Consider the following 16,492-nt stretch of genomic DNA (forward strand, 5'->3'; position numbering starts at 1 on the left):
TCGGGTCAGACCTTCGCCAGTCCGCGGACCGGGCTCACCTGCTGCTCGTCCTCGTGGTCGGGGCCGAGCGGGATGCCGCTGCGGTCACGCAGCACGAGCGTCGCGAGCAGCCCGACGAGCGTCATGCCGGCGAGGTACCACGTCACCGAGGTCGTCGTCCCCGTCGCGCTGACCAGCGCGGTGGCGATCATGGGCGCGAAGGCGCCGCCCGCGATGGCACCGATCGCGTAGGAGATCGACACGCCAGAGAACCGGATCGAGGCCGGGAACAGCTCCGCGTAGAACGCCGCCTGGGGGCCGTACGTGAAGCCGAGCCCCACCGTGAGCAGCGCCAGCGCGGAGAACAGCAGGCCGATGTTGCCGGTGTTCACGAGCGGGAACAGGGCGAAGACACCGGCGAGCTGGAGGACCCAGCCGAGGAGGTAGGTCGTGCGCCGCCCGATGCGGTCGGAGACCCAGCCCGCGACGATCGTCGAGAGCAGCCACGTGACGGCCGAGCCGGTGACCGCCCAGAGCACCGGGCCGCGGTCGAGGGCGAGCGGGCCGTCAGGGTTGGTCGAGTAGTTCTGGATGTAGCCGCCGGTCGTCATGTACCCCACCGCGTTGTTGCCGGCGAAGACGAGGGCGGCGACGACCACGAGGACCGTGTGCTTGCGGAAGAGCCGCAGGATCGGCATCTGGGCCTCCTCGCGCCGCTCGGACAGCTCGGCGAAGACCGGGCTCTCCTCCACCTTCCGACGCACGTAGTGGCCGACGACGATGAGGACGACGCTCAGCAGGAACGGGACGCGCCAGCCCCAGGCGAGGAACGCGTCACCGGGGGCGATCATCGCCATGACGGCCATGACGCCCGACGCGAGGAGCAGACCCAGCGGCACACCGGTCTGGGGTCCCGCACCGAAGAGGCCGCGCTTGTTGCTCGGCGCGTGCTCGACGGCCATGAGGACCGCGCCGCCCCACTCGCCGCCGGCGGAGATGCCCTGGACGATGCGCAGGAGGACGAGGATGATCGGGGCCGCGACCCCGATGGTCTCGTACGTCGGCAGGATGCCGATCAGCGAGGTGGCGAGGCCCATCATGACGAGCGTGACCATCAGGACGAGCTTGCGGCCGTACTTGTCACCGAGGTGACCGGCGATGAACGCGCCGAACGGGCGGAAGAGGAAGCTCACGCCCACGGTGGCGAAGGACAGCAGGATGCTGTTGGAGCCGAGCGGGGCGAAGAAGGCCTGCGCGAAGACGAGCCCGGCGGCGAAGGCGTAGATGAAGAAGTCGTACCACTCCACGGTCGTCCCGATGACGGTCGCGAAGACGACGCGGCGGCGCTCGGCGGTGGTGGCGACTGGCCCCGGCGTGGTGCCGTTGGGGGCGGTGTTGGTGCTCATGTTCTTGACTCCTGTGTCGAAGCGACATCGTTGTCCGCGCCAGAGCCGCGCTGGCGGCGGGCGTCTGGTCGTCACGTCCGCCGGCTGGCCGGCTTGCCGTGTCGCGACCGATGATATACGATTTCAGTTACTACGCAAGGGGCGAGGGAGCTCATGACCGCAGACATCATCACCACCGGCGTCGACCCGAGGTTCTCCGGCCTTCCCGGCCGCCCGGGAAAGATCGTCGCCGTCCACCTCAGCTACGCCTCCCGTGCCGACCAGCGCGGGCGTCGTCCGGCCGCGCCGTCGTACTTCTTCAAGCCGTCGAGCTCCGTCGCCGCCTCGGGGGGCACGATCGAGCGGCCGGGCGGCACGGAGCTGCTCGCCTTCGAGGGCGAGATCGCCCTCGTCATCGGCACCGCCGCCCGGCGCGTCCCGCTCGCGGACGCCTGGGACCACGTCGCGTGGGTCACGGCGGCGAACGACTTCGGTCTCTACGACCTGCGCGCCAACGACAAGGGCTCCAACGTGCGCTCCAAGGGCGGCGACGGCTTCACCCCCGTCGGGCCCGAGCTCGTCGACGCCCGCACCGTCGACCCGGCGGCGCTACGCCTGCGCACCTGGGTGAACGGCGAGCTCCGGCAGGACGACACCAGCGCCGGCCTGATCTTCCCGCTCGCCCAGTTCGTGGCCGACCTCTCCCAGCACTTCACCCTCGAGCCGGGCGACGTCATCCTGACCGGGACGCCCGCCGGCTCGTCCGTCGTCGTCCCGGGCGACGTCGTCGAGGTGGAGGTGGACGCCCCCGACGCACCGGGCGCCCCCACCTCCGGCCGTCTCCTCACCACTGTCACGCAGGGCGAGCACGGCTTCGACGACGCGGTCGGCTCGCTCCCGGCGGTCGACGACCACCAGCGGGCCGAGGCCTGGGGCTCGCGGGCGGCCGCGGGCCTCGAGCCCGAGCCGGAGCCCTTCCGCCTCAGCGCGGAGCTCCGCGAGAAGCTCGGCCGCGCCCCCGTGGCCGGGCTGAGCGCCCAGCTCCGCAAGCGGGGCCTCGACAACGTCAGCATCGACGGCGTCCGGCCCATGCACCCCGGCGCCAAGGTCGTCGGCACCGCCCGCACGCTGCGGTTCGTGCCGAACCGCGAGGACCTGTTCAAGAGCCACGGCGGCGGCTACAACGCGCAGAAGCGTGCGTTCGACGCCGTCGGGGAGGGCGAGGTCATCGTCATCGAGGCCCGCGGCGAGACCGGGTCCGGCACGCTCGGCGACATCCTCGCCCTGCGCGCCCACGCGCGCGGCGCGGCCGGCATCGTCACCGACGGCGGCGTGCGGGATCACGACGCCGTCGCCGCCGTCGGCATCCCCGTGTACTCCAACGGGGCCCACCCCGCCGTCCTCGGCCGCCGGCACGTCCCGTGGGACACCGACGTCGCCGTCGCCTGCGGCGGGGCGACCGTGCAGCCCGGCGACGTCCTCGTCGGGGACAGGGACGGCGTCGTCGTCATCCCGCCGGCCCTCGTCGAGGAGGTCGTCGACGCGACGCTCGCCCAGGAGGACGAGGACGCCTGGATCGCGGAGCAGGTCACGGCGGGCCACCCCGTCGACGGGCTCTTCCCGATGAACGCCGAGTGGCGAGCGAGGTACGAGGCATGGCGCGCCAGCCGCTGACGGAGGTCGTGGCGCCCGGGACCGCCGGCGCCCTGAGCAAGTCGCAGCGGGCCTACGCCTGGATCAAGGAACGCATCACGAGCCAGGAGTTCACCCCGGGCTACCGGCTCGTCCTGTCCGCGCTCGCCGACGACCTCGGCATGAGCGTCGTGCCCGTGCGGGAGGCGATCCGCCAGCTCGAGGCGGAGGGCCTGGTCACGTTCAAGCGCAACGTCGGCGCCCACGTGTCGATGGTGGACGACTCCCAGTACCGGCACAGCATGCAGACGCTGGCGATCCTGGAGGGCGCGGCGACCGCGCTCTCCGCCCGGCGCCTCAGCGCGGCCGACGTGCGCAGCGCCCGGGAGGTCAACGCCCGGATGATCGACGCGCTGGACCAGTTCGACCCGCCGGCGTTCACACGCCTGAACCAGCAGTTCCACTCGATCCTGTACCAGCACTGCGACAACCCGCGGATGCTCGAGCTCGTCGACGCGGAGTGGGCGCGCCTGGGCCACCTGCGCGCCTCGACCTTCAGCTTCGTGCCGGGACGCGCGCAGGAGTCCGTGCGTGAGCACGAGAACATCGTCCGCCTGATCGAGGCCGGGGCCGCCCTCGCCGAGATCGAGAGGGCGGCCCGGGAGCACCGCTTCGCCACCCTCGACGCCTACATGACCCGCGAGCGCCCGGAGCAGTCCCTGGGCGGGCCCGCACACGACCCCCACCCGACCGGAGGCACCCAGTGAGTGACATCAGCACCGACCCGGCGACCACGACGGTTCCCCGTCACGTCCCTGCCGACCTGCCCGAGCGGATCCAGCACTACATCGACGGCGAGTTCGTCGACTCGGCGGACGGCGCGACCTTCGAGGTCCTCGACCCGGTCTCGAACGAGACCTACCTGCACGCCGCGGCGGGCAAGAAGGCCGACATCGACCGCGCCGTCGCCGCGGCGAGGCGCGCGTTCGAGGAGGGCCCGTGGCCGAAGATGCTGCCGCGCGAGCGCTCCCGCGTCCTGCACCGCATCGCCGACATCGTCGAGTCCCGCGACGCCCGGCTCGCCGAGCTGGAGAGCTTCGACTCCGGCCTGCCGATCACCCAGGCGCTCGGCCAGGCGCGCCGCGCCGCCGAGAACTTCCGGTTCTTCGCCGACCTGATCGTCGCCCAGGCCGACGACACCTACAAGGTGCCCGGCCGCCAGATCAACTACGTCAACCGCAAGCCCATCGGCGTCGCCGGGCTCATCACGCCCTGGAACACGCCGTTCATGCTCGAGTCGTGGAAGCTCGGCCCGGCGCTGGCCACCGGCAACACCGTGGTGCTCAAGCCCGCCGAGTTCACGCCGCTCTCGGCGTCGCTGTGGGCCGGCATCTTCGAGGAGGCCGGACTGCCGAAGGGCGTGTTCAACCTCGTCAACGGGTTCGGCGAGGACGCCGGCGACGCGCTCGTCAAGCACCCCGACGTGCCGCTCATCTCCTTCACGGGCGAGAGCCGGACCGGGCAGATCATCTTCGGCAACGCCGCCCCGTACCTCAAGGGCCTGTCCATGGAGCTCGGCGGCAAGTCCCCCGCCGTCGTCTTCGCCGACGCCGACCTCGAGGCCGCCGTCGACGCGACGATCTTCGGGGTGTTCTCCCTCAACGGCGAGCGTTGCACGGCGGGCAGCCGCATCCTCGTCCAGCGCGAGATCTACGACGAGTTCGTCGAGCGCTACGCCGCCCAGGCCAAGCGCGTCGTCGTCGGCCCCCCGCACGACCCGAGGACCGAGGTCGGCGCGCTCGTGCACCCCGAGCACTACGACAAGGTCATGAGCTACATCGAGATCGGCAAGACCGAGGGGCGCCTCGTCGCCGGCGGCGGTCGGCCGGAGGGCTTCCCCACGGGCAACTACGTCGCCCCCACCGTCTTCGCCGACGTCGCCCCCGACGCCCGCATCTTCCAGGAGGAGATCTTCGGGCCGGTCGTCGCGATCACCCCGTTCGACACAGACGAGGAGGCCCTGCGCCTCGCGAACGGCGTGAAGTACGGCCTCGCCGCGTACATCTGGACCAACGACCTCAAGCGGGCGCACAACTTCTCCCAGGCCGTCGAGGCGGGGATGGTCTGGCTCAACAGCAACAACGTCCGTGACCTGCGCACGCCGTTCGGCGGCGTCAAGGCCTCGGGCCTGGGGCACGAGGGCGGCTACCGCTCGATCGACTTCTACACCGACCAGCAGGCCGTGCACATCACCCTCGGGAAGGTGCACAACCCCACCTTCGGCAAGGTCGAGACCCACGAGCCCACGGACCTGGACGACCCGGACCCCCGCTGAGCACCCCCACCCGTACGGAAGGCAAGGACGCTGACGTGACCAAGCGTGACCAGATGACCCCCACCACCTCCGGCTTCTTCGTGTCGCAGGAGGCACCCATCCACACCGACAACCCCGTCCCCACCCCGAGCGTGCCGGCGCCGGACATCCTGCGCTGCGCCTACATGGAGCTCGTGGTCACCGACCTGACGGCCTCCCGGAACTTCTACGTCGACGTGCTCGGCCTCACGGTGACGGAGGAGGACGAGGAGACCGTCTACCTGCGGAGCATCGAGGAGTTCATCCACCACAACCTCGTGCTGCGCAAGGGACCGGTCGCCGCCGTGGCGGCGTTCTCCTACCGGGTGCGCAGCCCGGAGGACCTGGACAAGGCCGTCGCCTTCTACACCGAGCTCGGCTGCCGCGTGGAGCGCCGTGCGGAGGGCTTCACCAAGGGCATCGGGGACTCGGTCCGCGTGGAGGACCCGCTCGGCTTCCCGTACGAGTTCTTCCACGACGTCGAGCACGTCGAGCGTCTCGCGTGGCGCTACGACCTCTACACCCCGGGGGCGCTCGTGCGCCTCGACCACTTCAACCAGGTCACCCCGGACGTGCCGCGCGCGACGAAGTTCATGCAGGACCTCGGCTTCCGCGTCACCGAGGACATCCAGGACGAGGAGGGCACGGTCTACGCGGCGTGGATGCGCCGCAAGCCGACCGTCCACGACACCGCGATGACCGGCGGGGACGGTCCGCGGATGCACCACGTCGCGTTCGCCACGCACGAGAAGCACAACATCCTCGCGATCTGCGACAAGCTGGGCGCGCTGCGCATGTCGGACCGCATCGAGCGCGGCCCCGGCCGGCACGGGGTGTCCAACGCCTTCTACCTCTACCTGCGCGACCCGGACGGTCACCGCGTGGAGATCTACACGCAGGACTACTACACGGGCGACCCGGACAACCCGGTCGTCACCTGGGACGTCCACGACAACCAGCGGCGTGACTGGTGGGGCACGCCGGTCGTCCCGTCCTGGTACACCGAGGCGTCCCTCGTGCTCGACCTGGACGGCAACCCCCAGCCGGTTCGCGAGCGGACCGACACCAGCGAGATGGCCGTGACCATCGGGGCCGACGGCTTCTCGTACACCCGCCGCGAGGAGGGCGAGGAGTCGATGCCGAGCTGGAAGCAGGGCGAGTACAAGCTCGGCCACCAGCTGTGACCACCCGCTCGCGCCGTCCCGACGGCGGGACGCACCCAGGACTAGGAGGAACGGATGCTGCCGGCTGAGACCATCGCGGGGATCGCGGACGAGCTCGCCGCCGCCGAGCGGGACCGCACGATGGTGCCGCTGCTGACGAAGCGGTACGACGGCATGACGGTCGAGGACTCGTACGCCGTGCAGAACGAGTGGCGGCGCCGGGCCATCGACGCCGGCCGGCGGCCGGTGGGCCGCAAGATCGGTCTGACGTCGAAGGTCATGCAGGCGGCGACCGGCATCGACGAGCCCGACTACGGCGCCATCTTCGCGGACATGGTCTTCGACAACGGCTCCGTCATCGAGCACGACCGGTTCTCGAACGTGCGCATCGAGGTCGAGCTGGCCTTCAAGCTGGCCGAGCCGGTCGACGGCCCGGACGCCACCGTGTTCGACGTGCTCCGGGCGACCGAGTACGTGGTGCCGGCGCTGGAGATCCTGTCCTCGCGCATCGAGCTCGAGGGCCGCACGATCGTCGACACCATCAGCGACAACGCCGCGATGGGCGCGATGGTCTACGGCGGCAACCCGGTCCGGCCGGGCGAGGTGGACCTGCGGTGGGTCTCGGCCCTGCTGTACCGCAACGAGACCATCGAGGAGTCGGGCGTCGCGGGCGCCGTGCTCAACCACCCCGCCATGGGGGTGGCGTGGCTGGCGAACAAGCTCGCCCAGCACGGCGACCGCCTCGAGGCCGGTGAGCTCGTCCTCGCCGGCTCGTTCACCCGCCCCATGTGGGTGCACCCGGGCGACACCGTGCTCGCCGACTTCCGAGAGCTGGGGACGATCTCGTGCCGCTTCGTCTGACGCCCACCTTCCGCCACGCCCTGACGGGCCAGCAGGCGAAGGGCCACGCGGCCCGGCCGCTGGCGGGGATCTGGGTCTGCAGCGGCAGCCCGCTGGTGGCCGAGATCGTCGCCGGCTCGGGGATCGACTGGGTGCTGATCGACATGGAGCACTCCCCCAACGGCCTGGAGTCGGTGCTCGCCCAGCTGCAGGCCGTCGCCGCCTACCCCGTCACCCCGCTCGTGCGGGTGCCGATCGGGGACGTGGTGACGATCAAGCAGGTCCTCGACCTCGGCGCGCAGAACCTGCTCGTGCCCATGGTCTCCTCCGGCGCGGAGGCCCGCGCCGTCGTCGAGGCGGTCCGCTACCCCCCGCGGGGGCGCCGCGGCGTCGGCTCGGCGCTGGCGCGGTCCGCGCGGTGGAACCGGGTCGAGGGGTACCTCGCGGACGCCGACGAGCACGTCTCGCTGTTCGTCCAGATCGAGACCGCCGAGGGCGTCGAGGCGGCCGCGGACATCGCGGCCGTCGACGGCGTCGACGGGGTCTTCGTCGGGCCGTCCGACCTGGCGGCGTCCATGGGACTGATCGGCCGGCAGAGCCATCCCGACGTCGTCGCCGCGGTGCACCGCGCGTTCGAGGCGGTCCGGGCGGCAGGCAAGCCGGTCGGGGTCAACGCCTTCGACCACGCCGTGGCCCGCTCGTACATCGACGCCGGAGCCTCCTTCGTGCTCGTGGGCGCGGACGTGGCGCTCCTCGCCCGCGGCTCGGAGGCGCTCGCCGCGGCGTTCGTCACCACCTCCGACGACGGCGCCCGCGAGAGCTACTGAGCCGCGCGGTCACGCCGCTCGAGTCGGCCGGGGGCCCGCAGGCCCGTGACCTGCGGGGCCCCCGCCCGTCACCGCTCGCCCGTGGCGCCGTCGCGTGACGCCGCTCCGCCGAACCGGTACCGCAGCCAGACGAGATCGCCCAGTCGTTCGGCTGCCGCGAGCCGGAGCTCGGCGGCGGGCGCCACGGCCTGCCCGTGCCAGGCCCGACCGGACGCTCCCGACCAGGCCGGGTGCACCAGGAGACTGACCTCGTCCACGAGTCCCTCCGCGAGCAGCGCGCCCGTGAGCCCGCCGCCGCTGTCCACCCTCACGACCTTCGTCCCGGCCCGGCGGCCGAGCGCCTCGAGCGCCGCACGCAGGTCGACCCGGTCCTCCCCGACGACAAGCTCCTCCGGCCGCCACCCGCCGTCCTCCCGCGGCGGTGTGGCCCGGCACCGGAGCGCGAGGACGGCGGACCAGTAGCCTGCGTCGCGGAGCTCCCGCCACGCGCTCACGCGGGCGCGGCCGTCGACGACGGCGAGCAACGGGCCTCCGGCAGCCGGACCGGGCCCTGGCGACGCCCGCAGCACCGCCTCCTGGGCGAGGATGGTGTCGGCTCCTGTGAGGGTGACGTCCTCGTGCCAGGTCGCCGCGAGGGCGTAGAACCGTTCGACGTCGACCGGGAACCCGGTCGTCGCCCCGTCGAGAGCGACGGCGACGTGGACGACCACGAACGGTCGGGCCATCTCTGAGATCCTCTCTGGCGCCGTCGTCCGAGCAGCCACCTCCACCCAACCGGCAGAGACGGTGGGCGTCCAGGGACCTGCGTCCCGCCGGTCCCACCGTCGCGTGCTGGACGGGAGCGGCGACCGCCGCCCCGCGCACGGGCCGAGGGCCGGCGGGCGCAGGCGCACCGCACGGCGTACGGTGCGCGGAGGAGGGGATGGCGATGAAGCCGCTTCGCTGGCTGGCAGGTGGTCTGGTGTGGACCGTGGCCGCACTGCTCGGTCTGGTGGGTGCGCTGCTGTGCGTCACGATCGTCCTGCTGCCTCTCGGGCTCGGGGTCCTCATGCTGGCCCGGCGGCTCGTCTCGGTGTCTGCCCGGCTGATGCTTCCCAGGGCGGCGCGACACCCTGCGCAGGAGGCGGGCAGGGCAGCCCGGCGCCAGGGCAGGGACGCCCGCCGGTCCGTCAGGGGCGGCACGAGGCAGCTCCGGCGGAAGGGCAGGAAGACGCTGAAGAAGGCCCGGTCCGCGGTGCGGTGACGGCCGGGTGTCCGCTCAGTGCCCGGGGTGACCTCCTCCGTGGCCCGGCTGCCCCTCCTGCGGCGGGCCGACCCGGTAGGGCCGCATCATCTGGTTGTCCTCGTGCTCGAGGATGGGGCAGTGCCAGACGAACTGCCCGGGCACGGTGAACCGCATCCGCAGCCGCGTGACCTCCCCGGGGTAGGCGATCACCGTCTCCTTCCACCCCTCCTCCCCCGGCTCGGGAGGCCGGACCTGCGAGCCGCTCGCCACGACGACGGTGCGTCTGCCCTCGTCCACGACGACGGGCTGACGCCCGAGCACCTGGAAGGCGACGGCGTGGACGTGGATCGGGTGGGCGTCCCCGGTCGTGTTGTACAGCTCCCACGTCTCCGTCGAGCCGACGCCGGGGTTCTCGGTGACGGGGTCCGTCACGTCGTGAGCGACCCAGTGCCCGTCCTCCTCGACCCGGCCGAGGAGGGCGGCGGACGGCGCGTCCTCGAACCGCCCCGACATCCTCTCGACCAGCGCGAGCCGGCGGACGGCCCCTCCGGTCAGGGGCGCGATCGGCGGCAGGGCGAGGAACTGTGGCGGGGTCGTGCGGTCCGGGCCACGGGCGGGCGTGACGCGGAGCTGGAGGACCTGCCCCGTGGTGCCCGGGTCGGCGGCGAGGAACCGGGCGTCGTCGTCCTCGTCCGGCGGCTCCGGGACCGGCTCGCCGCCGCCGAACGGCGCGTCGGGGCCGACGTTGCGCAGCACGTGGTGCCCGACCGGGACGCCGGTGAGGTCCAGGATGACGTCGGCCCGCTCCGCCGGGCCGAGGAGGAGGCGTGAGCGGTTCCGTGCGCCGGTGATCTCCACCGGCCGGGGAAGGAACCCGGCCTCCGAGCCGATCTGCCACACGCTCGCGCCGGGGACGGCCGAGAAGTCGAGGATGAGGAACCGCGAGTTGCAGCCGTTGAGGAGGCGGAACCGGTACCGGCGCTGCTCGACGTCGAGATAGGGCCAGGTCCGGCCGTTGACCACGAGCGTGCTGCCGAAGAACTCGGGGTTCCAGATCGGCGGCACGTCGCTGTGCGGGACGTACGGCCCCGGCACCTGGTCGAAGAACCGCCGGGTGTCCGGGTAGAAGAGCGACCCGTCCGTGTTGAAGGAGCGGTCCTGGACCACCAGCGGGATCTCGCGGTACGGCCCCGTGGCGGAGCGCCGGTCGCCGCGTCCGGGGGCGGGGCCGGGCAGCACCGCGCGCCTCCCGGTCCGGCTGTCGCGGACCGCCCGGTCGCCGTCCGGACCGCCGCGGACGAGGTAGAAGCCGGCGGGTCCGGCGTAGACGTTGACCCGGGCCATCCCCAGCGTGTGGTCGTGGTACCAGAGCGTCGAGGCGCGCTGCGTGTTGGGGTACTCGAACGTCGCGGTGCCCGGGGACCAGCCGGAGCCCTGGAGCGCCTGGGCCTTCTCGGCGAAGAAGGCGTACCAGGTGCCCTCGCGCGCGTAGGCGGGGTCGATGTCGTCCGCGTCGGGCAGGTACCAGGCCTCGGCGTACCCGTCGGACTCGTCGCCCACGCCGACCGCACCGTGGACGTGGGTGACCATCGGGACGGGCCCGTCGTAGGCGGGTGGCGTGGCGGTGAGGACGGGCGGGCTGTCGCGCCCCGCCGTGCCGCCCGGCGGGTTGGCCCAGTGCAGGGTGGGGTCGACCGGGAGCAGGTGCGGCAGGTGACCGCCGGCGTCGTCGACCAGGTCGTTGACCCAGGTGACCCGGACCCGCCTGCCGTGACGGGCCTCGATCGTCGGGCTCGGGGTGTGGTGGACGTCCGGCGCGTTCCCCGGATCCACCGGGCCGTAGGCCCAGACGGTCGTCGCCGGCAGTCCGGCCGGCAGGATCTGCTGCCGGACCTGGCGGACCGCGATGACGTAGTGGTCGACCTTCTCCCCCGCCCGGTCGGTGCCCCTGCCGCTCCGCGGCATCACCGGCGGGACGGCCAGCGGGGTGACGTACTTCGGGATCCTGGCCGGGTCGAGGGTGCCGCCGGGCAGCGCGGCCGCCGGCACCTCCACGGCCACGGCCCGGCCGCCCACGGCGCCCAGCAGGAACAGGCCCATGCCGGCGCCGCCCGCGCGCAGGACCGTCCGCCTGCTCAGCGTCGCACCGGGCGTCGGCGCGGTGGCCGGCGCACCCTCTCGCTCACTCCTCATCGGACCTCACCTGCCGTCCGGACGGTTGCGGCGGGCGACGGCGTCGATCGTGACGGCGACGACGAGGACGATCGCCGTGACGACGTACTTCGCCGCGGCGCTGAACCCCAGGAGCCCCATCCCGTTGTCGATGGCCGCGATGACGACGCCGCCGAGCACCCCGTGCAGTGCCTTGCCGCGGCCGCCGAACAGGCTCGTCCCGCCGATGACGGCGGCGGCGACGGCGTAGAGGACGAGCGTGCCGCCGTCGAGCGCGGTGGAGATGGACCGCAGACGCGAGGCGTAGACGATGCCGCCGATGCCGGCCGTGAACGAGCACAGCATGAAGGCCAGCGTCCGGGTGCGCGGGAGCCGGATCCCGGCGCGGCGGGCGGCCTCGGCGTTGCCGCCGATGGCGTAGACGTACAGGCCGAAGCGCGTCCGGCCCAGCAGGTACGTCCACGCGGCCAGGACCGCGAAGACGAGCACCACGACCCAGGGCATCCCGTAGACGGGGGCCAGCACGCCGCGGTCGGCGTTGCACAGCAGCACCAGCGCCACGCCTCCGGCGAGGGCGGCGAGGATCTTCGCGACCGTCAGCTGGGGCGGCGGTGCCACGAGGCCTGACTCCCGCCGTCGTCGGTCGTGGCGCCAGGTCTGGCGCGCGAAGACGCCGACGATCACGAGCATCACCACCCAGCCCGCCGCCCGGGTGAGGGTGCCGCCGCCGATGGCGTTGATGACGTCGTCCTGGATGAGGATCGACCCGCCGCTGCCGAGGATCCACAGCATGACGCCCTGCCAGAACAGCAGACCGGCGAGCGTCACAACGAACGAGGGCAGCCCGATCCGGGTGATGAGAGTGCCCTGCAGGAGACCGATGAGCGCGGCCACCACCAGCGCCGCGGCCACCGCCGCCCACCACGGCCAGCCCGTGCTCGGCAGGACCAGCTCGCACATGACGACGGCGCCCATGCCCGCCACGAAGCCGATGGACAGATCGATCTCGCCCAGCAGGAGGGCGAACACCTCCCCCATCGCCAGGAGGCTGAACACGGCCGCCTGCACGAGGAGGTTGACGAGGTTGCCGGCGGTGAGGAAGTGGCTGTTGAGCGACTGGAACAGGATCGCGACGAGCAGGAGGCCCCCCACCACCGGCAGGACGCCCGTCTCCCCGCCCCTGATGCGCTCGAGGGAGAGCCGCAGGTAGTCCCCGACCGACGGCTGCGCGGCCGCACCTGCCACGGCGGCACCCCCGCCCGGGGGCCGCCGGGCCTCCGGCCTCTCGGCGTCCTGGAGCTTCGACATGGCTTCTACCCCGCTGTCCCGGGTGCCTGCACGGTGCGCGTGGAGGCACCTGTCGTCATGAGGTCCACCACGATCTGGCGGTCGAGATCTGCGGTGGGGCGTGCGGCGACCATCCGGCCGAGGTGCAGCACGGCGATCCGGTCGGCCACGGCGAACACGTCGTTGAGGTTGTGAGAGACGAGGAGCACGGCGTGGCCCCGGTCGGCGAGCCGGCGCACCAGGTCGAGCACCATCGCCGTCTGTGCGACGCCGAGCGCCGCGGTGGGCTCGTCCATGATGACGAGCCGGGAGTTCCAGAGCACGGCCTTGGCGATCGCGACGGACTGGCGCTGACCGCCGGAGAGGGAGGCGACGACCTGGCGGACCGACCGGACGGTCGTCACGGCGAGGCTCGAGAGCGTCTCCCGGGCCGCGTGCTCCATCGACTCCTGGTCGAGCTGGCCGAACCGCACCCGCTCGCGGCCCAGGAACATGTTCTGGACGACGTCGAGGTTGTCGCACAGCGCGAGGTCCTGGTAGACGGTCTCGATCCCCCGGGCGGCCGCCTCGCCGGGCGTGCGCACGTGGACCTGCTCGCCGTTCCACCACATCCGTCCCGCGTCCGGCGGGTGGATGCCCGAGATGCACTTGATGAGGACCGACTTCCCGGCCCCGTTGTCGCCCGCCAGCGCCGTCACCTGGCCGGCGGGGATGTCCAGGTCCACGTCGGTCAGTGCCCGGACGGGGCCGAAGTGCTTGCTGACGCCGCGCAGGCGCAGCAGCGGCGTCTCGTCGTCGCCACCCGGCACCGGGGCCGAGCCGGCGGGCTGGGTTGTCGTCGCGTCCGTGGTGTCCTCCTCACGGATGAGGCGGACGTGGCGGGCGAGGCCCACCACGTCCCTCAGCCTGACCTACTTGATGCCGGCTTGCGTGCACGCGGCCGCGACCGCACCGGTGCACAGGCCGGCGACCTTCACCGCCCCGTCCTTGACCACCGTGTCCGCCATGTTCTCGGGAGTCACCCAGATCGGCTTGGTGTAGACCGACTTGATGTCCTTGTTCAGCACGGTGTCCTTGGTGGTGTCGGCGACCAGCGACGCCGGTGGCTCCTGCCCCGCCCGGAGGTAGATGGCCAGGGCGGCAGCGGCCTGGGCCTCGAGGTAGATGGGCTTGTAGACCGTGCCGCACTGGTACCCGGTGAGGATGTTCTGCAGGCCCGGGAGCGACGCGTCCTGCCCCGTGGTCGGGAACTTCTTCGCCGGGGTGCCGTTCTTCTTCAGCACCGCGATGACGGCGTTGGCGTTGTCGTCGTTCGGGGTCACGACCGCGTTCATGGCCGGGTTGGCGGTGAGCTGCTGCTCGAACGTCGTGGCGGCGACCGACGGCGTCCAGGTGCCGGCCGGCTCGCCCACCTTGGTGAAGGTGCCGTCCTTGAACTTGGGGTCGAGGACGCCGTTGTACCCCTCGGCGAAGAGCTTCGCGTTGTTGTCCGACGGGTCGCCGTCCATGACGAGGACGTTCGGGTTCGAGACCTTCCAGGCCGAGATGCAGTCCACCGCGCCCTGCCCGATGAGCTTGCCGACCTCGACGTTGTCGAAGCTGACGTAGTACCGGTCCGCGGGGCCGCCCGTGACCAGCCGGTCGTAGTCGATCACCTTCACGCCCGCGGCCTCGGCCTTGGACTCGATCGCGGCGCCGCTGCCGGGGTCGAGCGGGTCGACGAGCAGCACGGACGCCCCCGCGTTGATGTCCGCCTCGGCCTGAGTCTGCATCGTCGCGGCGCTGCCGTTGGCGTTGTCGATCTTGAAGTCGCCCGACGTCAGGCCCGCGGCCTCGAACGCCTTCGTGAGGTAGGGCGCGTCGTACTGCACGTAGCGGGTGGACGTCGTCGTGTCGGGCAGGAGGACGCCGATCATGCCCTTGCCCTGCGCCGCGAGGTCCGTCAGCTGCTTCATGGCCGCGAAGTCGGCCGTGAAGTCGGTCGCGGCGATCTGGGGCACCGAGCTGGTCGACGTGGACTGCGTCGTCGACGACGACGTCGTGCCGGTGGAGCTGCAGGCCGTGAGCACGAGCCCGAGACAGAGGGTCGCGCTCGTGAGCACGAGTCCCTCGCGTACGGTCCTTCTCATCGGGTCTTCCTCCGTTGGTGACTGGCCCCCGTACTGCGGTGGACCCTCCGCTCCCGGTGAGGAGCGGAGGGAGGAAGGTCGCGGCGCCGCGGCGCACGCACCGTCGCGTGCACCGCGTGCCCGGACCGGACGACGCGCAACAGACACGGCCGGGACAGCCGCTGGGACAGCGCACGCTCCGGCCGCCAGGACGAGTCTGCCCCGACACCCGTGACGCGACCGTGACGGGCGGGTTCCCTCTTCGCGTGGGTGCCCGGTCAGCCCCTCCGGCCGGCCTGGTCGTCCTGGAGGTGCTCGCTCCGGCGGCTCTGCTCTCCCGGCTCGAGGATCAGTCCGTACCGCGGCGCCTTCACCATCCTCGCGGACGCGGGCGGCGGTGCGGCGGGGGTTCGCGACGGGCCGGTCCGGTCCGCCGGCACGGGCTCCTGCCGGAGCGCCGCGCGGGCGCTGTTGACGGAGTCCCGCACGAGGGCCACGCCGACGTCGACGGCGGCGAGCCCGACGAGCACCGCGCCCGGCACGCCCCACGACATGAGGTCGACGACCAGGCGGCCGTCGGCGGCGAGCTTGGTGGCGACGCCGACGACGGCCACCACCGCGAGGACCGCGGCGGTCGTGACGCCCTGGAAGTCACCGGTGCCGTACCGCTGGAGGCGTGCCGCGGCAGCGGGGTCGGCCCCCGGGCGCCGGGCGCGGACCTGCCGGCCGGCGTCCCAGTAGTCGTAGACCTGCTGGGTGACGATGGCGGCCGCGCCGGCGACCTTGAACAAGGGGTTGAGTCCCTCGACCATCAGCGCCAGGGCGCTGACGGCGAGGACCGCGGTGAGGGTGGCGCCCCCGACGGCGGGGACGTGCCGGCGGTCGGTGATGAGGGCCGGCGGGGGGTTGTCGACGTTCTTCATGGGCCTGGCTCGGAGGACGGGGACGACGAGGGGAACACCACATCATCACCCTGCCCCGGCCGGCGGCGTGGGGACTTCGGACCCAGTCTCACCGCTCGGGCGCCCCGGCGGCCGTTACAGTTGCGGACCGACCGCGAAGGAGGAGGCCGTGAGCGACGACCAGAAACCGTCCGCGCCCGAGGACCGGGGCCCGTTCTACCACGGCACGAAGGTCGACCGGCGGCCAGGAGACCTGCTGGATCCCGGCTACCGGTCCAACTTCGGCGAGCGGAGGAGGGCGAACTTCGTCTACCTGACCGCCACGTTGGACGCCGCCACCTGGGGGGCGGAGCTGGCCGACGGCGACGGGCCCGGCCGGATCTACGTCGTGGAACCCACGGGTGCCATCGAGGACGACCCGAACCTGACGGACAAGAAGTTCCCGGGCAACCCGACGCGGTCGTACCGCACCCGTGAGCCGCTGCGGGTGGTCGGCGAGGTGCACGACTGGGACCCGCACCCCCCGGAGGTGCTCGCGGAGATGCGGGCAAGGGTCGAGGAGCTCCGGCGCCTCGGTGTCGAGGCGATCAACGACTGAGCCCTCGGTCCGGCCCTCTGA

At 72.5% G+C, this 16,492-nt stretch carries 15 protein-coding genes; 8 read left to right on the forward strand and 7 right to left on the reverse strand.

Translation table 11 applies throughout. The features are described from left to right. Nucleotides 1–5 precede the first annotated feature (5 nt). Nucleotides 6–1,385 (reverse strand): MFS transporter, encoded by a 1,380-nt coding sequence (locus tag ATJ97_RS02795; RefSeq protein WP_098482442.1) that lies wholly within the window; start codon nt 1,383–1,385, stop codon nt 6–8. A gap of 153 nt (nt 1,386–1,538) precedes the next feature. Between ATJ97_RS02795 and ATJ97_RS02800 the strand changes: the two genes are divergently transcribed. The 6 genes from ATJ97_RS02800 to ATJ97_RS02825 are packed head-to-tail and all read left to right on the forward strand — an operon-like array spanning nt 1,539 to nt 8,179. After that, nucleotides 1,539–3,038 carry a fumarylacetoacetate hydrolase family protein gene (locus ATJ97_RS02800; RefSeq protein WP_098482443.1) on the forward strand — a complete coding sequence of 500 codons (1,500 nt, stop codon included), beginning with the start codon at nt 1,539–1,541 and terminating at the stop codon, nt 3,036–3,038. Further along, on the forward strand, nt 3,020–3,763 hold the full coding sequence (locus tag ATJ97_RS02805; protein WP_098482444.1) for a GntR family transcriptional regulator: 744 nt from the start codon (nt 3,020–3,022) through the stop codon (nt 3,761–3,763). Before ATJ97_RS02800 ends, ATJ97_RS02805 begins: the two co-directional genes overlap by 19 nt. Then, nucleotides 3,760–5,331, forward strand: coding sequence for a 5-carboxymethyl-2-hydroxymuconate semialdehyde dehydrogenase (gene hpaE / locus ATJ97_RS02810; RefSeq protein ID WP_245862041.1), 1,572 nt, complete (start codon nt 3,760–3,762; stop codon nt 5,329–5,331). The genes ATJ97_RS02805 and hpaE overlap by 4 nt, the downstream gene beginning before the upstream one ends. A 35-nt stretch (nt 5,332–5,366) precedes the next feature. After that, the gene (gene hpaD, locus ATJ97_RS02815) at nt 5,367–6,533 is read left to right on the forward strand and encodes a 3,4-dihydroxyphenylacetate 2,3-dioxygenase (protein ID WP_170037073.1); all 1,167 of its coding nucleotides are present in this window, start codon (nt 5,367–5,369) and stop codon (nt 6,531–6,533) included. A gap of 54 nt (nt 6,534–6,587) precedes the next feature. Beyond that, nucleotides 6,588–7,373, forward strand: a complete 786-nt coding sequence (locus ATJ97_RS02820; protein ID WP_098482445.1) for a 2-keto-4-pentenoate hydratase — start codon at nt 6,588–6,590, stop codon at nt 7,371–7,373. Further along, complete coding sequence (locus ATJ97_RS02825; protein ID WP_098482446.1) at nt 7,358–8,179, forward strand: HpcH/HpaI aldolase family protein; 822 nt, start codon at nt 7,358–7,360, stop codon at nt 8,177–8,179. The genes ATJ97_RS02820 and ATJ97_RS02825 overlap by 16 nt, the downstream gene beginning before the upstream one ends. Nucleotides 8,180–8,247: 68 nt before the next feature. Here ATJ97_RS02825 and ATJ97_RS02830 read toward each other — a convergent pair whose 3' ends face one another. After that, nucleotides 8,248–8,904, reverse strand: a complete 657-nt coding sequence (locus ATJ97_RS02830; protein ID WP_098482447.1) for a dihydrofolate reductase family protein — start codon at nt 8,902–8,904, stop codon at nt 8,248–8,250. A 203-nt stretch (nt 8,905–9,107) separates the two neighbouring features. Here ATJ97_RS02830 and ATJ97_RS02835 point away from each other — a divergent pair, with 203 nt between their 5' ends. Then, the gene (locus ATJ97_RS02835) at nt 9,108–9,422 is read left to right on the forward strand and encodes a hypothetical protein (RefSeq protein WP_170037036.1); all 315 of its coding nucleotides are present in this window, start codon (nt 9,108–9,110) and stop codon (nt 9,420–9,422) included. A 15-nt stretch (nt 9,423–9,437) separates the two neighbouring features. Here ATJ97_RS02835 and ATJ97_RS02840 read toward each other — a convergent pair whose 3' ends face one another. From ATJ97_RS02840 to ATJ97_RS02860, 5 genes are all read right to left on the reverse strand, one after another. Further along, on the reverse strand, nt 9,438–11,597 hold the full coding sequence (locus ATJ97_RS02840) for a multicopper oxidase family protein (RefSeq protein WP_245862044.1): 2,160 nt from the start codon (nt 11,595–11,597) through the stop codon (nt 9,438–9,440). A gap of 6 nt (nt 11,598–11,603) precedes the next feature. Continuing rightward, nucleotides 11,604–12,884 carry a sugar ABC transporter permease gene (locus ATJ97_RS02845; protein WP_098482449.1) on the reverse strand — a complete coding sequence of 427 codons (1,281 nt, stop codon included), beginning with the start codon at nt 12,882–12,884 and terminating at the stop codon, nt 11,604–11,606. Nucleotides 12,885–12,889: 5 nt separating this feature from the next. Then, nucleotides 12,890–13,672, reverse strand: coding sequence for an ATP-binding cassette domain-containing protein (locus ATJ97_RS02850; protein WP_098485172.1), 783 nt, complete (start codon nt 13,670–13,672; stop codon nt 12,890–12,892). 102 nt (nt 13,673–13,774) lie between these two features. Further along, the gene (locus ATJ97_RS02855) at nt 13,775–14,992 is read right to left on the reverse strand and encodes a sugar ABC transporter substrate-binding protein (protein ID WP_098482450.1); all 1,218 of its coding nucleotides are present in this window, start codon (nt 14,990–14,992) and stop codon (nt 13,775–13,777) included. Nucleotides 14,993–15,249: 257 nt separating this feature from the next. Next, nucleotides 15,250–15,894 carry a hypothetical protein gene (locus ATJ97_RS02860; protein ID WP_098482451.1) on the reverse strand — a complete coding sequence of 215 codons (645 nt, stop codon included), beginning with the start codon at nt 15,892–15,894 and terminating at the stop codon, nt 15,250–15,252. Nucleotides 15,895–16,042: 148 nt separating this feature from the next. Between ATJ97_RS02860 and arr the strand changes: the two genes are divergently transcribed. Then, nucleotides 16,043–16,471 carry an NAD(+)--rifampin ADP-ribosyltransferase gene (gene arr / locus ATJ97_RS02865; protein WP_245862049.1) on the forward strand — a complete coding sequence of 143 codons (429 nt, stop codon included), beginning with the start codon at nt 16,043–16,045 and terminating at the stop codon, nt 16,469–16,471. The last annotated feature ends 21 nt before the right edge of the window (nt 16,472–16,492 follow it).

Origin of the sequence: Georgenia soli (genome assembly GCF_002563695.1) — a bacterium.
GTDB lineage: Bacteria > Actinomycetota > Actinomycetes > Actinomycetales > Actinomycetaceae > Georgenia > Georgenia soli.

Excerpts from the sequence above, each read along its gene's own strand:
- ATJ97_RS02795 (WP_098482442.1), bottom strand. The coding sequence starts at position 1,385 with ATGAGCACCAACACCGCCCCCAACGGCACCACGCCGGGGCCAGTCGCC.
- ATJ97_RS02800 (WP_098482443.1), top strand. The coding sequence starts at position 1,539 with ATGACCGCAGACATCATCACCACCGGCGTCGACCCGAGGTTCTCCGGC.
- ATJ97_RS02805 (WP_098482444.1), top strand. The coding sequence starts at position 3,020 with ATGGCGCGCCAGCCGCTGACGGAGGTCGTGGCGCCCGGGACCGCCGGC.
- ATJ97_RS02820 (WP_098482445.1), top strand. The coding sequence starts at position 6,588 with ATGCTGCCGGCTGAGACCATCGCGGGGATCGCGGACGAGCTCGCCGCC.
- ATJ97_RS02830 (WP_098482447.1), bottom strand. The coding sequence starts at position 8,904 with ATGGCCCGACCGTTCGTGGTCGTCCACGTCGCCGTCGCTCTCGACGGG.
- ATJ97_RS02835 (WP_170037036.1), top strand. The coding sequence starts at position 9,108 with ATGAAGCCGCTTCGCTGGCTGGCAGGTGGTCTGGTGTGGACCGTGGCC.
- ATJ97_RS02840 (WP_245862044.1), bottom strand. The coding sequence starts at position 11,597 with ATGAGGAGTGAGCGAGAGGGTGCGCCGGCCACCGCGCCGACGCCCGGT.
- ATJ97_RS02845 (WP_098482449.1), bottom strand. The coding sequence starts at position 12,884 with ATGTCGAAGCTCCAGGACGCCGAGAGGCCGGAGGCCCGGCGGCCCCCG.
- ATJ97_RS02855 (WP_098482450.1), bottom strand. The coding sequence starts at position 14,992 with ATGAGAAGGACCGTACGCGAGGGACTCGTGCTCACGAGCGCGACCCTC.
- ATJ97_RS02860 (WP_098482451.1), bottom strand. The coding sequence starts at position 15,894 with ATGAAGAACGTCGACAACCCCCCGCCGGCCCTCATCACCGACCGCCGG.